Raw genomic sequence first — 14878 nt, 5'->3', positions numbered from 1 at the left:
CTTACTAGGTATTGAAAAATTAGTCTCGTCTGAATCTGCAATTCCTAGGCAAGGTGGTCGACTATGACATCAGCGGCGTGACGAGTTTCCATACCGTTGATAAAGACGAAGCAATGTCAGCGACTCAATCCACTACACAGGCGATTCTCAACGAGATATTTACGGAATTTTTTAGGCAATATACTTGTAATATTCGGAATTTGTGTCTAATTCCGCTTATGGATGGTGAATTTCAGCTATGAATTTTTACGAAATATGGTAAAATGGGCTAGTTTATATTAATCGGAATGATTCGTTTCAGGGGGTATTATGGAAGACGACGTCATCAGCCTGAGCCAAGTGTTCAGGACGCTACGCAAACATCTTATTATGATCATTGTCCTCGCATTCGTCGGTGTCGTGGCGGCTGCTGGGGTCACTTACTTCGCCATGACACCAAAGTATGACTCATCTGCGTTGATCTTGGTCAATCAAAAGAGCCCTGCCGATGCAGGGCAACAATATAACCAAGTCCAGACTGACCTGCAGATGATCAATACTTATAAAGACATCCTCACCCAGCCAGTCATCTTAGACCAAGCGGCGGCAGATCTGCAGAAATCTGGGCAATTTGCTGGTACTGCGACTGATTTGGCCAACGCCTTAACGATCTCTAACAATGAGAATTCGCAAGTGGTCAAAGTTACCGCTGAAGCGACTAGTCCTTATGTTGCGCGTGATATCGCTAACGCAGTCACCCGGGTCTTCAAAACCAAAGTCACTAAGATCATGGCTAACGCCAAGAACGTTTCGATCATTTCCGACGCTAAGCTGAATAAGGGGCAAGTCTCGCCACGGCCGATGATCAACTTGGCAGTGGGCCTGCTTGCCGGACTTGTGCTCGGTATCTTGTTAGCCTTCATTCGCGAATTGACCGATACCACGGTCAAGGCACCAGAATTCATCACCGATACCGTGGGCTTGCCGCTATTAGGCTCGATATCTGATATGGATGCGCGCAACATGCAATTCGGCCATGCCACCGCAGCCAGTTCTACGGCGACCCCCACGTTAACGCGGCGCCGCAGCAATGGAGGGACTCACGTATGAAGCTATTTCATCGCAAACAACGCCAGCTCGATGATCAGTCGATGACCAAAGGCGTCAGCCTGGTCACCGACTATGATCCTAAGTCGCAAGTCTCTGAACAATATCGGACGCTGCGGACGAACATCGCCTTTTCTGCGGCTGATAAACAGTTGCAGACTTTGGTGTTCACCTCCAGCAGTGCCAGTGAAGGCAAGTCGACGGTAGCTGCCAATGTCGCTGTCACCTTCGCCAATCAAGGCTTGCGCACGTTGCTCGTCGACGCGGATACGCGCCGGCCGACGGTGCATGCGACGTTCGGCTTGTTGAACGAGCGCGGCTTGGTCAACTTATTGACGGCTAAGACAGAACTGGATCTGGCCGATTATATCGTGCCCACTTCTATCGTGAAGCTCAGTGTCTTGCCGACTGGCCCGCTGCCGCCGAACCCTTCAGAACTCTTAAGTTCCAAGCGCATGGAGCGGCTGATCGATACCTTAGCCGCCCATTACGACATGGTGATCTTTGACGTGCCGCCGCTGGATTCGGTCACCGACGCGCAGATCCTGGCTTCAAAAGTCGACGCCACGGTGCTGGTCGTGCCTTATGGAATCGCCCAAAAAGGCGCCGTCCTCGCCGCCAAAGCGATGCTTGAAAAAGTCGACGCCAACATCATCGGCGCGGTGCAAAACCGCGTCCCACATGATGCCGGCGGGTACTACGGCTATGGTTATGGCTATGGGTACTATGGGTATTCGAGTTATAAGCGCAAAGAAGATTAAGCTAAATGCTGCTGCCATCAAGGCGGCAGCATTTTTTGTCGCAACCAAAAAACCGCCGCGGTGTTCGCCTGTTAGACGATCATCGCGACGGTTATTTGATTAAGCCGATTGCGCGTGGGTCAACACCCCATCGCTCATATCATACACATGATCGGCGGCCGGGATCAGCCGCGGGTCATGGGTGACGATCACCACGGCCTTGTGGTGTTGGATCGCCAACTCGCGGAACAAGTCCCCGACCACCGCCACCCGCGCCGCGTCTAACGCAGCAGTGGGTTCGTCGGCTAAGAGGATCGCCGGGTCAGGATACAAGGCGCGCGCGATCGCCACGCGCTGTTGCTGCCCGCCGGAAAGCTCGCCAGGATATTTGTGCAGCAGCTCTTGGATCCCCAGCGTCTGCAAGACCCCGGCAAAAGCCGCCTGGTCTAAGTTGCCCTGGCGCTTGATCTTGTCGACCAGCTTGAATTGATCCGCGACAGTCAGATACGGCAAGAGATGATATTGTTGCAAGACGAAGCCGATTTCATCTAAGCGAATAGCGTCGCGCGCTTTTTTGGACAGATCCGCATAGTGCTTGCCAGCCACGGTCACCGTGCCGGCAGTCGGCGTCAATAATCCGCCGGCGATGGTCAAGAAGGTGCTTTTGCCAGAGCCGGAAGGGCCCATGATCAAGCTGACTTCCCCGGCTTCTGCGGCAAAATCCACATCATGCAAGACTTGCACGCGGGCGATGCCGGTACCGAAGACTTGGTTTACTTTTTCTAGTGTTAAAACTGCCATGTGTTATCCTCCAATCACGCTGACGGGATCGACGCGCAACACGCGCCGTACCGGGATCAGCCCACCTAACATTGCCATCACCAACAACCCCACGCCGACTGCCGTCAAAGCCGGCACGTCAAAGGCCATCGGCACTGCCGCAGGAATGATCGCCGCCGTCGCGACCGTCAACAGCGTGGCGCCGATCAAGCCGCCGGCGACTAACAACAGCGATTGGCTGATCGTCGCGCCGACTAAGACCTTGCGCGGCACCCCTTGCACCCGCAGCACGGCGTAATTCGGGAGCTTTTGCAGCGTCAAGATATACAAGAACACTGCGATCACGATCAAGGAGATCACCATCAAAAAGCCGATCATCAGCGCAAAGGTCAAATTCTGCGCGGTATAGCCTGGCAGCTTTTGGATCACAGTGGCTGCCGAGTAGGTCTTACTGCCAGTGGTGCCGGCATCATAGTCGGCGTCTTTGGAGATCACCGCGCTGGCGGCCATGTCCGGCCCTAACCCGCGCAAAGCCCGCCAGTCTGGCAGCTGCCCGTAGATCAAAGGCGAGATGTTGAGCTTGGCGTTTTGGGTGAAGCCGACGATGGTATAAGCCTTGCTGGCATCATTGAGCTTCAGCTTGCTGCCCAGCTTGTAGCCTGACAGCTTCAGCGAGTCATCTGCCACCACTTCATGCGACTGGCGCACCGCGCGGCCGCTGGTGAGCTGCAGATCTTTGGCGATATATTGTTGACTGGATACGCCTAAGAAAGTCGCCGACAGCTGCTTGTGCCCTTTGGCCTTGGCGACGACAGCCGTTTCGCCGATCACTGCTTCTGACTTGGTCAGCTTGCCGGCTTGGGCCTTGGTCAGAAACGACTGGCGCATGTCGACGTTAGCGTCAGCATTCAAGGTGATCTTGGCGGCATCCCAAGACTTGATGGCGGCGGTATTTTCATGGGCTAACCCTAAGGCCAAGCCCGTTAAGATGAAGATCAAGTACCCGATCAAGACGATCATGGCGATGATCAAGCCTGAGCGGACTTTTTCTTTGCGGATCTCTTTTAAGGCTAAGAACATATTAAGCATCCTTTCCAACTAAAAGCGCCGCTTCCAGCTGCTTGAGTCGTGCGGCTTGGGTCTCTGGCGCCAACACGATATCGCGCACCGTCTGGTGGTACAACACCGTGCGCGCCCACTCCCGCGCTGCTTGGGGATCTGCGGTCAGCTTCGTCGGCTGAGCCCCAAAAGCCCCTTCGTTATAGCGGTAATGCATCGCGATCAGGCGCCGATAGCCGCTTTGATCGGTGCGAGCCATGAACTCGCGGATCGTGTCGACATACGCGGGAATATTGTCCGCGGTCGGCCGCGCCGGCATCCCTTGATGGATCGCCTGCATCGCCACGCCGAATAAGTCGCGGTAGGCATCATTGAGATCGGCATAATATTTATAAAAGGCTCCGCGCGCGATCCCGGCGCTTTTGACGATGCGCGCCACTTGCGCTTGCGCCAGCGGGTATTGGCTGAACTCTTCTAGCAGCGCCGCGCGCACGCGGGCTTGTTTATCAGCAGGTAAATGGTTAAAGGTTGGTAATGGCATAGGTTCTCCTGTCCTTGGTGACATCGTGTCACCGACTTGATAGGGATCAGTTTACCACATAGTGACACCGTGTCAATGGCAATCACAAAATTTATTATCGCCCCACACAAAAAAGCCACGGCTCAATGAGTCGTGGCTTTCGTCATCCAGATTAATTTAGGCGCGGCGCTTCTTGCGGTCGATCCCGGCTAAGGCCAAGAACGCCCCGATCACACCAATGCCTGCAACAGCCGCAGCAGTGTTGGTGTCATCCCCGGTTTGCGGGTAAGCGGCCTGCTTGCTTGTTGCCGCAGCCACTGGCGCCGTTGTCGCTGGCGTCTGGTTAACAGTCGGCTGAACCAGGCTGGTTGGCGTGCCAGCAGTGCCCTTAGCTGGCGTGCCTTGGTTGCCTGTGGCAGGCGCGCCATCGTTGCCAAAGTCTGGTGTCGTGGCGGTATCGCCAGTAGTTGGCTTGGTCGCCGTGCCGCCATTGTCGCCGGTATTTGGCTTGCTGGTGGTGCCACCGTTGTCGCCGGTATTCGGCTTGCTGGTGGTGCCGCCATTGTCGCCGTTATTCGGCGTCGTGGTGGTGCCGCCGTTGTCGCCGGTGTTCGGCTTGCTGGTAGTGCCGCCGTTGTCACCGTTATTTGGCGTCGTGGTAGTGCCGCCGTTGTCGCCGGTACTTGGCTTGCCGGTGGTGTCACCGTTGTCGCCGTTATTCGGCGTCGTGGTAGTGCCGCCATTGTCCCCGGTGTTTGGCTTGCCGGTGGTGTCACCGTTGTCGCCGTTATCGCCAGTGGCTGGGTGGGTAATGATTGGATCAGAATCGAGGTCCTTTTTGACATATTCGACCCAGATCTCGTTATCGCCAGCGGTGACGGTATACGCTTGATCCAATGGCGTCTTCAGCTCATAGCCTGGCACGAAGGTGCGGATGCCGACGGTGTTGAGGTCAACCACATCCCCAGTCGCAGCAAATGGGGCAAAGGTTTGATCGGCGATCAGCTTGGTCTTAGTTCCTGCCAAGACGCTGTGCACGATCAGATTCTGCGCATCGCCTAAATACAGCAAGGTGATGTCGTTGGCGCCGGCTTTGACCGTGTAAGCCGGATTCAGCTGACTTTGCAGCGTGTAACCAGGGATCGTGGTATCCAGCCCTTGCTTGGTCAAATCGATCACGGTGCCGGTAGCCGCGGCTGGTAATTCAGTAGCGGTCTTCAGTTCTTGGCCAGTCTTGGCGTCTTGGTAGTGCACCGTGACCGGCTGCGTTTCGGCGGTATACAGCAAGTAGATATTGTTGTTGCCATCCTTGACCACATACGCTGGGTTCAAGCTGCTTTGCAAGCTGTAACCTGGGATCGCGGTGTCGAGATTTTGCTTGCTGAGGTCGACCGTTTCGCCAGTGATCGCATCGATGCCGGTAGCCGGCTTCAGTTCATGACCGGCCACGTCCGTGTAGTGCACGTTGACCTTTTGCGGGTTGCCTTGGTACAACAGCGTGATCGCGTTGCCGCCAGCTTTCAATACATAGGCTGGGTTCAAGGTGCTTTGCAAGGTGTATCCGGGGATCGTCGTCTCCAGCCCTTGAGCGCCTAAGTCAACGGCTTCGCCAGTGACACCGATCTTACCCAGATCAGTCGCATCTTTCAGCGTCTGGCCGGTGGTGGCGTCTTGGTAGTTGACCGTGAGACTTTGCGGGTCTGCCGTGTATAACAGAGCAATGTTATTGTTGCCGTCTTTGACCACATAAGCCGGGTTCAAGCCGCTTTGCAAGCTGTAACCTGGGATCGCGGTGTCGAGATTTTGTTTGCTGAGGTCGACAGTTTCGCCAGTGATCGCATCAATGCCAGTCGCAGTCTTTAGTTCGTGACCGGCTACGTCCGTGTAGTGCACGTTGACTTTTTGCGGGTTGCCTTGGTACAACAGCGTGATCGCATTGCCGCCAGCCTTCAAAACATAGGCCGGGTTCAAGGTGCTTTGCAAGGTGTAGCCGGGGATCGTGGTTTCCAGTCCCTGAGCGCCTAAATCGACGGCTTCGCCAGTGACACCGATCTTGCCCAGATCAGTGGCATCTTTAAGGATCTTGCCGGTGGTGGCGTCTTGGTAGTTGATGGTCAGGCTTTGTGGCGCCGCAGCATATAACAGATCAATCTTATTGTCGCCGTCTTTGACCACATAAGCTGGGTTCAATTCGCTTTGCAAGGTGTAGCCTGGGATCGTGGTGGCGAGGTTTTGCTTGCTGAGATCGATGGTTTCACCGGTGACCGCATCCAAATCAGTCGCGGCTTGCAATTCGTTGCCCGCCACGTCGGTATAGTGGACGCTGACTGTTTGCGGATCGCCTTGGTACAACAAGGTGACCAGATTGTCGGCGCCTTTAACCACATAAGCGGGATTCAAGGTGCTTTGCAAGGTGTAGCCGGCCACCGTGGTGTCCAGACCCAGCTTGCTCAAGTCAACGGTTTCGCCGGTTTTGGCCACGTCAGCCAATGTCGTGTCATCCTTGAGCTGCTTGCCGGTGGTATCAGCGTAGCGCACCGTTAAGTCTTGCGGCAAGGCATTATACCAAGCGTTAAAATGACTCTTGCCATCAGCAGTGATCGGATCAGCAACGGTGTTAGACAGTTTATAACCAGGCAGCGCCAAGGCGTCCCCTAGATCAGCGACGGTAAATTGCTTGCCTGTTGGCCCATATAAAGTCACCGGATCCCCGACAGTCATGCCAGTCGTCTGATCGCGCTTGATCACAGTAAACGGTGATACTTCACTGTCGATCGCGCCATAATATTGGTAGATCAAATCGTCTGGCAGTGCATCAATAGTGGCCCCATTAGCTAAGGCCTTTTGGATATCGCCATCGATCGTCGCTAACTTCGCCAAGTCTTCGGTCACATCTGCCGGCTTCACAAGCTGCTTCATGGTATCCACATAAGCTTGCGCGGCGTTATTCAAGTTGGTTTGGGCAACCGCAAGATTTTGATAACCGGCTAACTTGGTCAAGGCGTTTTGCAAGTCACTCTTCAACGCAGCCGGCACCGCATCCATGGAAGCCCCAGCTGTCGTCGCGTCGCTAATGGCTTGTTCTTGTTGGTCCGCGGTGGTCTTAGCCGCTTGTACGGTTGGATCATCAGCAGTCGCGCCATCTGGGATCGCGTTTACCGCATCAACGATCGCTTGCGCGGCAGCGTTGAGATGATCTTGCGGCACGGTCTTTTGCTGCACCGCGCTGAGTTTGGCCAATGCGGCAGTGAGCTCGCTCTTCAAGTCAGCAGGCATGGCGTCGGTGGCAGCACCATCGTTGACGGCATCGCTCATGGCTTGTTCTTGTTTGCTGGCGGCATCACTAGCTGCTTTGAAGCCAGCGTCAGTGGTTAGATCAGCGTTGTTCACCGCGTCAACGATCGCTTGCGCCGCGGCATTCAAGTGGTCTTGCGGCACCGTCTTTTGTTGCACGGCACTAAGTTTTGCCAATGCGGCAGTGAGGTCACTCTTCAAGTCAGCAGGCATGGCGTCGGTAGAGGCACCATCATTGGCGGCATCGTTCATGGCTTGTTCTTGTTGGCTGGCGGTATCGCTGGCCGTCTTGAAGCCGGCGTCAGTAGTCAGATCAGCGTTATTCACCGCATCAACGATTGCTTGGGCCGCGGCGTTGAGCTTGTTTTGTGGGACCGCTTTTTGCTGCACGGCGCTGAGCTTGGCCATGGCCGCTTGCAGATCACTCTTCAAGCTGGCAGGCATGGCATCTGTCGACGCGCCATCATTGGTGGCGTCACTCATGGCTTGTTCTTGTTGGCTGGCAGTATCGCTGGCCGCTTTGAAGCCGGCGTCAGTAGTCAGATCAGCATTATTCACTGCGTCAACGATTGCTTGCGCCGCAGCGTTGAGCTTGTTTTGTGGGACTGCCTTTTGTTGCACGTCGCTTAACTTGCCTAAGGCAGCGTCCATTCCAGACTGCAAGTCAGCCGGCACGTCATTCATCGAAGCCCCTTCATTGAGGGCATCACTGATCGCCGCTTCTTGTTGGCCCGCGGCATCCGTGGCGGCTTTGAAGCCGGCATCGGTGCTCAAGTCCGCGTTATTCACCGCATCGATCAAGGTCTGGATGGCGGTGTTCAGTTTGGCTTGTGGAACGGCCTTTTTTTGCGCGTCACTAAGCTTGGTCATGGCCGCTTGCATGTTCGTCATCAAATCAGCAGGCACTGCTTGCATCGACGCCCCCGCCGTGACGGCGTCATTCATGGCGCCTTCTTGTTTGGCGGCGGCTGCAGCTGCGGCTTGGATCCCAGCATCGGAGCTGAGATCAGCGTTGTTCACCGCGTCGATCATGGCTTGGACGGCGGCATTCAATTGGTCTTGAGCCGCGGTGGTTGGCGTTGCCGTTGCGGCACCAGCAGTTGACGCTGGTGTCGAGGTGTCTGTTGTGGCCGTTTGGCTTTGAGTGGTATCGGCGTGCACCGATTGTGCAGTTGGGGTATTGATTGCTTGAGCAGACAGCAGGGCTAATGCGGCGACCCCTGCGGCCATCCACCCCCGACGTGTCTTATATAATTTCTTATCCCCACGACGATCTTTCATGAATAATTCCTCCTGACAAATTTTCGATAACTAACAAGATTGCAAAATGCGGGCTTACAAGATTTATTATAGGCGAAATATTCTGAAATGTTTATCAAGATGCATAAAAACTTTTGTCTAAATTGGGAACACTTGGGTGAAATATTTTCGTCATTCCCTTTAAAATTTTGGTTCTCAATGCCTTATAAGGGTGTACCACGATCAAACTTGAAAGGAGGAATTCCCATGGCACGCACAACGATCTCCAATAGTGTGCGGATCCGGTCGGTTCACGGCGACGATCCTAACGCCAGCACCACTCGCGCCTTTTCCAACTTGATCATCGGCATCACCGATGTGCAGCTGCAAGGCATCGAGCGCATCGTTAATTCGTTTGATGAGGATCTGCACGGTTCCCTTTTGCTGAGTCGAGTTGATGAGATCAATCCGGAATAAGGGTTGATTTAGGCTGGCTCACGGTTTGATTAAACGCGTTCCCCAAGGCAACGGTGAGGCATCGCACCTAAAACCGTGCTGGCTCACGCTCTGACTAAACGCGATCTCCAAGGCAACGGGGTCGCGGGTAAATCATCGCGCCACCCGCTCGGCTGCGCCGCGCTGGCGTCACGCTGCTTTACCCACACCCCTAAGTGCGCCTTGGCTCACGCTCTGATTTAAACGCGATCCCCAGCACAACGGTGAGGCACACAAGCCATCGCACCGGCGCACGGCTGACGCCGCACCCCGTCACGCTGTCTTGTGCACTCACCTAAAACCGTGCTGGCTCACGCTCTTTACTTGAAAGGAAGGATCTTGATGGCTGATACGACTACTCGGACTGTCCGGTTGAGCTATTTTGGCTCTGATGGCGGTCGGTATAACTTTACGGTGTCGCAGTTGCGCAATGATGTGACCGTCGAGAAGGCGGATGCGGCTTTGGATGATCTGGCGAATTTGAATGCTTTCCAACGCGGCGAGGTGCTGCTTTATACGCAAGCCCTTGAAGCCAACCAAGTCACCACGACCACGCATCAAATCGTCCTGCGCTAAACGCTCGCGGGTGGCAGCGAGGGCCTGCGGGTCGAGGGTATCAGGGGTATGCTAGAAGGAGGAAAGACGATGGACACACAGTTTGTCAGCAGCCTGCTTGATCAGGCGATCGGTGGCGTGATCGCCATCATTTTACTAACGAAAATCGACAAGCGCCTGGAGTTGATGTCCGCCGATATTCAGGCGCTGACGCAAGCGATCAAGAAGGAGGACCCGTTGAATCATGGCTAATTACCAATTTGTCGCCGATGTTTCCAGTTGGAATCCGGATACTGCCGCATTTTTCAAGACCTTGGCGCAAAAAGGCGTCAAGGCTGTGATCGTCAAGCTCACCGAAGGCACGACCTACAAGAATCCCAAAGCCAGCGCCCAGATCCGCCAGGCATGGGCGGCAGGGCTGCATGTGCACGGCTACCACTATGCGCGGTATCAAACCACCGCCCAAGCGCAATCCGAAGCCAGGTTTTTCACCCAAGTCGCCAAGTCCTTGGGGCTCAATGGCACGTCTGTGTTAGCCGCTGATGTCGAAGATGGCACCTTACCTAAGACGGGACTGACGGCGTTGACCAATACCTTCTTGGCGACCGTCAAAGCAGCCGGCTATCCGAAGGTCGATTTCTACACGATGGCCAGCTGGATCTGGAACAAGCGCTTAGACCCTAACCTCTTGCTTGCCAAGAATCGCTGGATCGCCAATTACGGCGTCACCAAGCCAGGCGTCGATGGCGTCGGCACTTGGCAGTACACCAACAACTTCCAAGGCTTGGGCGTGGATATGAGTTATGACTTCAAAGGCCTATACACCAAGCTTTGATCTTCTACAAAAAGCGGGTCCCCACTGACGACTGCCAGGTGGGACCCGCTATTTTTCTGCGCTTTCATTTTCTCATACAACGGTGTAAACAATTGGTACTTTACGCATGTCTTGAATGAGGCGTTTTTGCCTGCTGCGCTGGGAGCTGCCGCTGGTCTGATCACACCGCCTGCCGGCTTTGTACACCCGCTAATCTGGTGTTAGCCCGCGTTGATAGGCTTGCTGGATCTGCTGCGTCAGCTGCCAGACCCGCTGGACTGAGATTTTTAAGCGCGCGGCGATTTCACGATTGGTCAGTTGCGAATCAAAACGCAGCTGCAAGACTGCCTGGGCTTGTGGCGTCAGCTTTGGCCACAGATCAACAAGTGCTTCTGCCACCTCCAATCTAGTCGTGTCCACGCCTGTGGCGACAGGCGGCTGCGGCGCCAGCTGTTCCAGTGAGCCGCGCCGCTTTTCGCGCAAGCGGTGCTTGTTGAGGTCGCGGTAGATCCGCCAGGCCGCATCGCGATTGAATTTGGCCTGTTGTTGCGGCGTTTTTAGCGGTGGCTGCATCCGGTCAAAATAATACAAATACCGCGCTTCGCCTAAACTGACATAATCATCATAATCTGCCGCTTGCGGCGTCAGCCCGAGCTGTTTGACGGCCCAGCGCACCACGGCAGGGTTGGCTAACAACAGTGCATAACCTGTCATCATCTGATCCATCCTGTTGCCAGCCAGCGGCCGCTGACTGGCGGATATTTCTTAAGCGCTTAAGATGGCCACAGCATACCAATCACCTCAACTGGCCGCACGCGTCGATCCAAACCCTTGGGCGGCAAGGAATTAAGGTGGCTCACGTGTATGGCTGCTGGCCAAGAAACCGACTAAATCAACATTTTGCAGTTGGATCTACCTGGAATTATTTCTCGAAAATGATAATCAATTGTCTGGCCAGCTCCTCAATTTGTTTTGACGTAAATTCCTCCCCTAGCCATTGATTCAAGCTTTGTGTCACTAAGCGGTGCCATAAGCGTTTTTGATCGGCTGGTGGACCTGGCTGGCTTTGTTCGACGCGATTGGCATAATCGCCGTCGAGCATATCATCCATCAATGTGAGCCTTCCTGCATCCAGCTGTGTCAAAGCTGCCATCACAAGTTGCGAGAATTCCTGCATCATGGGTACCCGCTCAGGCACGAACATCGCGTTTTCGACCACCCACTGGATCACCTGTCCATTATGCGCAATCGTCTCAAAATAAAGCCGGTTGCCTTTGACGACAAAATTTTGCGTCCGATTACTCACAAACCAGATCACCTCTTTTGCCCCGATCGGAAACGGTGTCCATAATGTGCGCGTCGCTGACACGGGTACTGCAGGGTGCCGATGCTGACCCGTTTTGGCCAGTGCGATCGCGTGAAAGGCTGCCAAGATGATTGCTTGGCGTTCTGGCGTGTCGATCTGACAATATTCACGTACCTGACGGATCACAGCTCGGATATGCCGCGAGTCGCCCAGTGCTCCTAAAACCGTATCAAAGAATACCGTGGGATACTGACCATAGGTGGTGGTGGCAATAAATGCGATATCCTTGGAATACACATTTTTGACCCTAGTTGTTGCCGTCTTTAAAATATTCTTGGTCTGGTTGCCGTTCAATTGCCTGATGATCATTGTTTCATCTCCTTTAAGATAGTACGTTTTCTCACAACCCAATTCCGGAATTAAAAGAATATGTACTTCGTATTGTAATCGCTTTCTTTAAGACTGTCTATTTTTAACTCCCTTTTTCTGAAACAGTGGCATCCCGCGCCTGAAAACTGTAAAATATAGCTATGGATAAACATAAGGAGGGCGCTATGCCAACAGAAAGTACCTTGATCTTAGTGAAGCCAGACGGCGTGGCCACTGGCCATATCGGTGACGTGATCACCCGCTTAGAACGCCGGCGATTCAGCATCGATGCCTTGAAAGTCGTCCATGCCACCCCAGCCGAGTTGCGCCAACACTATGCCCAACTCGTGGATAAGCCTTACTACCCGGATGTCGAAGAATTCATGCTGGAAGGCCCCTTAGTGGCGATCGTTGCCAGCGGTGTCGACGTGATCGAATCCTTCCGTAAGATGACCGGCCCGACGAATCCTCAAGACGCCTTGCCTGGCACCATCCGCGGTGACTTCGGGCGCGCATGGGACCTCGGGGCGATCCGCAATGTGGTCCATTCTTCTGATTCCCCTGCCAGTGCCAAGCGGGAGATCAAGATCTGGTTCCCTGATTTTAAAGGCTAAGCGATACGCGGTTTTAGCCCATCACATCAGCGCCTTGGAGCTGCGATTCGTTGTTAGAATCGCGGTTGCAAGGCGTTTTGCTTGCCAAGGCTGAAAACTTGTCCTTGTGCCTGCTTATCAAAAGCGTTATGCTGATTTCAATCGTGCACGACTAATAAGGAGAATCTCATGACTTCGCATGTGAATTTAGCGGATCAATTGTGCTTTAGCGTTTACAATGTGAACCGGCTGTTCAACAAATTTTATCAATTCGCCTTGGCGGATTTTGGCCTGACCTATCCGCAATACTTAGTACTGACGGCGATGTGGAATCGCGACCACCGCGAAATGCGCGACCTCGGCTCAGAATTGCAGCTCAGCTCCAACACCTTAACCCCGATGGTCAAGCGGCTGGCAGAGCGCGGTTGGCTCACCCGGGTGCATCCTCAAGCAGATAAGCGCCGGTTGGTGATCAACTTGACGCCGCAAGCCAAGGCCCAAGAAGCGCCGATCCAACAAGCCTTGGCAGATTGTTTAGGCCGCTATCACCTCACCGTTGACGATTACGAAGAGGCATTGGCATTGAATCAGAAGTTGATCGCCGCCTTGCAAGGCTAGGCGGTTTTGCTTCCCCTTATCAGTCGTGCACGATCAATTAGAAAAATGGAGGCAACACAAATGGATTTTGACGTGATGATGATCGGTTCCGGGCATGCGACTTGGCATGCTGCCGTGGCGCTGCAGCAAATGGGTAAGCGCGTGGCGATCGTGGAAAAAGACTTAGTCGGCGGCACCTGCACCAACTATGGCTGCGATGCTAAGATCGCTTTAGACGGCGCATTTCAGCTGGTCGAACAACTCGACCGCTTCAAAGGCCACGGCATCGATGCGGTGCCGGTGGTGAACTGGGCGGATTTGATGGCCTACAAGCATCAAGTGATCGATCCTTTGGCCCCGACGATGACCAAGCTGTTCACGCAAATGAAGATCACCATGATCACCGGTGCCGCCACGATCACGAGCGACCATACCGTAGCCGTGGCCGGTAAAACTTACACCACGGATAACATCGTCATCGGCACCGGCCAGCGTCCGGCGACTTTGGCTATTGCTGGCGCAGAACATATCCATGACAGCCGCGAATTTTTAGACTTGCCTGACATGCCTGAGCGCTTGGTCTTCATCGGCGCTGGGATCATCGCCATGGAATTTGCTGCCATGGCCGCAACAATGGGCAAAGAAGTCCATATCGTGGAATTCAGCGACAAGGCCTTGGCGCCTTTTAACCAGACGTATGTCGCCCGCCTGCAGCAAAAACTCACGGCTCAAGGCGTGCGCTTCCACTTCAACGAAGCCGTCAGCGCCGTGGCCAAAACAGCCACAGGCTATACTGTCACCACCAACAACGGCTTGATGCTCGAAACCGACTACATCCTCGGCGCCACCGGCCGCGTGGCCAATGTCGAAAACCTCGGCTTGGAAGCTTTAGGGATCAGCGCATCGCGGCGCGGGATCAAGGTCAATGACCACCTGCAAACTGCTGTACCGAACATTTATGCCAGCGGGGATGTCATCGACAAGCCGCAAGCTAAGCTCACCCCAACGGCGACATTTGAATCCAACTACATCGCCCGCGCCATCTTAGGCGATCCGGCACCGATCAGCTATCCCGTGATCCCTAGTGTCGTCTTCACCATGCCGCGCTTAGCTGAAGTCGGGGTTTCGCAAGCCACAGCCCAAGCCCATCCTGACGACTTCCGCACGCAAGTCTTGCCTTTTGGCCAACAGCTGGCCTTCCAATATAAGCGCGCCACTGAAGCCGAAGCGACCTTGGTGTTTGACCATGACGGCTATCTCGTCGGCGCCAGTCTTTATGCCGATGACAGCGACGATTTGGTCAACCTTTTGACCATGATCATCAACGGCCGCTACACCGCCGCGATGCTGCAACAGCAGATTTTTGCCTTCCCTAGCGCCACCGTTGGGGTCTTGGATCTCTTAGGCAACTTGTTGCCACGATAAAAAAAC

General features: G+C 54.4%; 14 protein-coding genes and 1 pseudogene. 9 read left to right on the top strand and 6 right to left on the bottom strand.

Translation table 11 applies throughout. The annotated features are described in order from the left end of the window. Nucleotides 1–309: 309 nt before the first annotated feature. Nucleotides 310–1089, top strand: coding sequence for a YveK family protein (locus tag EKM91_RS08275; RefSeq protein WP_125752585.1), 780 nt, complete (start codon nucleotides 310–312; stop codon nucleotides 1087–1089). Then, the gene (locus EKM91_RS08270) at nucleotides 1086–1847 is read left to right on the top strand and encodes a CpsD/CapB family tyrosine-protein kinase (RefSeq protein ID WP_125752582.1); all 762 of its coding nucleotides are present in this window, start codon (nucleotides 1086–1088) and stop codon (nucleotides 1845–1847) included. Before EKM91_RS08275 ends, EKM91_RS08270 begins: the two co-directional genes overlap by 4 nt. Before the next feature lie 99 nt (nucleotides 1848–1946). On the opposite strand, the gene EKM91_RS08265 is transcribed toward EKM91_RS08270, so the two are convergent. The 4 genes from EKM91_RS08265 to EKM91_RS08250 all read right to left on the bottom strand — a co-directional run bounded on the left by EKM91_RS08265 (nucleotide 1947) and on the right by EKM91_RS08250 (nucleotide 8760). Then, entirely contained in the window at nucleotides 1947–2627 is a 681-nt protein-coding gene (locus EKM91_RS08265) for an ABC transporter ATP-binding protein (protein ID WP_125752579.1), read from the bottom strand. 3 nt (nucleotides 2628–2630) lie between these two features. Continuing rightward, nucleotides 2631–3686, bottom strand: coding sequence for an ABC transporter permease (locus EKM91_RS08260; protein ID WP_125752576.1), 1056 nt, complete (start codon nucleotides 3684–3686; stop codon nucleotides 2631–2633). A 1-nt stretch (nucleotide 3687) separates the two neighbouring features. After that, nucleotides 3688–4206 (bottom strand): TetR/AcrR family transcriptional regulator, encoded by a 519-nt coding sequence (locus EKM91_RS08255; RefSeq protein ID WP_125752573.1) that lies wholly within the window; start codon nucleotides 4204–4206, stop codon nucleotides 3688–3690. Between the two features lie 156 nt (nucleotides 4207–4362). After that, nucleotides 4363–8760: a MucBP domain-containing protein gene (locus EKM91_RS08250; RefSeq protein ID WP_125752571.1), complete on the bottom strand. Its 4398-nt coding sequence runs from the start codon at nucleotides 8758–8760 to the stop codon at nucleotides 4363–4365. 225 nt (nucleotides 8761–8985) lie between these two features. Here EKM91_RS08250 and EKM91_RS08245 point away from each other — a divergent pair, with 225 nt between their 5' ends. The 4 genes and pseudogenes from EKM91_RS08245 to EKM91_RS08230 form a co-directional block, all read left to right on the top strand. Beyond that, nucleotides 8986–9195, top strand: coding sequence for a PH domain-containing protein (locus EKM91_RS08245; protein ID WP_125752566.1), 210 nt, complete (start codon nucleotides 8986–8988; stop codon nucleotides 9193–9195). A 360-nt stretch (nucleotides 9196–9555) separates the two neighbouring features. Then, on the top strand, nucleotides 9556–9789 hold the full coding sequence (locus EKM91_RS08240) for a DUF2922 family protein (protein ID WP_125752563.1): 234 nt from the start codon (nucleotides 9556–9558) through the stop codon (nucleotides 9787–9789). 69 nt (nucleotides 9790–9858) lie between these two features. After that, nucleotides 9859–10020, top strand: coding sequence for a YvrJ family protein (locus EKM91_RS14080; protein WP_225419478.1), 162 nt, complete (start codon nucleotides 9859–9861; stop codon nucleotides 10018–10020). Beyond that, nucleotides 10013–10594 (top strand): annotated as a pseudogene (locus EKM91_RS08230) (GH25 family lysozyme); the annotation flags it as partial. The gene EKM91_RS14080 and the pseudogene EKM91_RS08230, both read left to right, overlap by 8 nt. 198 nt (nucleotides 10595–10792) lie before the next feature. Here EKM91_RS08230 and EKM91_RS08225 read toward each other — a convergent pair. After that, nucleotides 10793–11299, bottom strand: coding sequence for a sigma-70 family RNA polymerase sigma factor (locus EKM91_RS08225; protein ID WP_164508507.1), 507 nt, complete (start codon nucleotides 11297–11299; stop codon nucleotides 10793–10795). A gap of 205 nt (nucleotides 11300–11504) precedes the next feature. Next, the gene (locus EKM91_RS08220) at nucleotides 11505–12257 is read right to left on the bottom strand and encodes a hypothetical protein (RefSeq protein ID WP_125752554.1); all 753 of its coding nucleotides are present in this window, start codon (nucleotides 12255–12257) and stop codon (nucleotides 11505–11507) included. A 185-nt stretch (nucleotides 12258–12442) separates the two neighbouring features. Here EKM91_RS08220 and EKM91_RS08215 point away from each other — a divergent pair, with 185 nt between their 5' ends. From EKM91_RS08215 to EKM91_RS08205, 3 genes are all read left to right on the top strand, one after another. Then, entirely contained in the window at nucleotides 12443–12871 is a 429-nt protein-coding gene (locus EKM91_RS08215) for a nucleoside-diphosphate kinase (RefSeq protein ID WP_125752551.1), read from the top strand. A gap of 168 nt (nucleotides 12872–13039) precedes the next feature. Further along, nucleotides 13040–13468, top strand: coding sequence for a MarR family winged helix-turn-helix transcriptional regulator (locus EKM91_RS08210; RefSeq protein ID WP_125752548.1), 429 nt, complete (start codon nucleotides 13040–13042; stop codon nucleotides 13466–13468). A 60-nt stretch (nucleotides 13469–13528) separates the two neighbouring features. Further along, on the top strand, nucleotides 13529–14872 hold the full coding sequence (locus EKM91_RS08205; protein WP_125752545.1) for a dihydrolipoyl dehydrogenase family protein: 1344 nt from the start codon (nucleotides 13529–13531) through the stop codon (nucleotides 14870–14872). Nucleotides 14873–14878 lie beyond the last annotated feature (6 nt).

It is taken from the genome of Lacticaseibacillus baoqingensis (genome assembly GCF_003946165.1).
GTDB lineage: Bacteria > Bacillota > Bacilli > Lactobacillales > Lactobacillaceae > Lacticaseibacillus > Lacticaseibacillus baoqingensis.
The sequence above is the reverse complement of the archived record's forward strand: the minus strand, read 5'-3'. Positions and strand labels throughout refer to the sequence as shown.

Bases quoted from the DNA above. Each gene is read 5' to 3' on its own strand.
- EKM91_RS08255 (WP_125752573.1), bottom strand. From the start codon at position 4,206: ATGCCATTACCAACCTTTAACCATTTACCTGCTGATAAACAAGCCCGC.
- EKM91_RS08205 (WP_125752545.1), top strand. From the start codon at position 13,529: ATGGATTTTGACGTGATGATGATCGGTTCCGGGCATGCGACTTGGCAT.
- EKM91_RS08270 (WP_125752582.1), top strand. From the start codon at position 1,086: ATGAAGCTATTTCATCGCAAACAACGCCAGCTCGATGATCAGTCGATG.
- EKM91_RS08220 (WP_125752554.1), bottom strand. From the start codon at position 12,257: ATGATCATCAGGCAATTGAACGGCAACCAGACCAAGAATATTTTAAAG.
- EKM91_RS08215 (WP_125752551.1), top strand. From the start codon at position 12,443: ATGCCAACAGAAAGTACCTTGATCTTAGTGAAGCCAGACGGCGTGGCC.
- EKM91_RS08225 (WP_164508507.1), bottom strand. From the start codon at position 11,299: ATGATGACAGGTTATGCACTGTTGTTAGCCAACCCTGCCGTGGTGCGC.
- EKM91_RS08210 (WP_125752548.1), top strand. From the start codon at position 13,040: ATGACTTCGCATGTGAATTTAGCGGATCAATTGTGCTTTAGCGTTTAC.
- EKM91_RS08265 (WP_125752579.1), bottom strand. From the start codon at position 2,627: ATGGCAGTTTTAACACTAGAAAAAGTAAACCAAGTCTTCGGTACCGGC.
- EKM91_RS08245 (WP_125752566.1), top strand. From the start codon at position 8,986: ATGGCACGCACAACGATCTCCAATAGTGTGCGGATCCGGTCGGTTCAC.
- EKM91_RS08275 (WP_125752585.1), top strand. From the start codon at position 310: ATGGAAGACGACGTCATCAGCCTGAGCCAAGTGTTCAGGACGCTACGC.
- EKM91_RS08260 (WP_125752576.1), bottom strand. From the start codon at position 3,686: ATGTTCTTAGCCTTAAAAGAGATCCGCAAAGAAAAAGTCCGCTCAGGC.
- EKM91_RS08240 (WP_125752563.1), top strand. From the start codon at position 9,556: ATGGCTGATACGACTACTCGGACTGTCCGGTTGAGCTATTTTGGCTCT.
- EKM91_RS08250 (WP_125752571.1), bottom strand. From the start codon at position 8,760: ATGAAAGATCGTCGTGGGGATAAGAAATTATATAAGACACGTCGGGGG.
- EKM91_RS14080 (WP_225419478.1), top strand. From the start codon at position 9,859: ATGGACACACAGTTTGTCAGCAGCCTGCTTGATCAGGCGATCGGTGGC.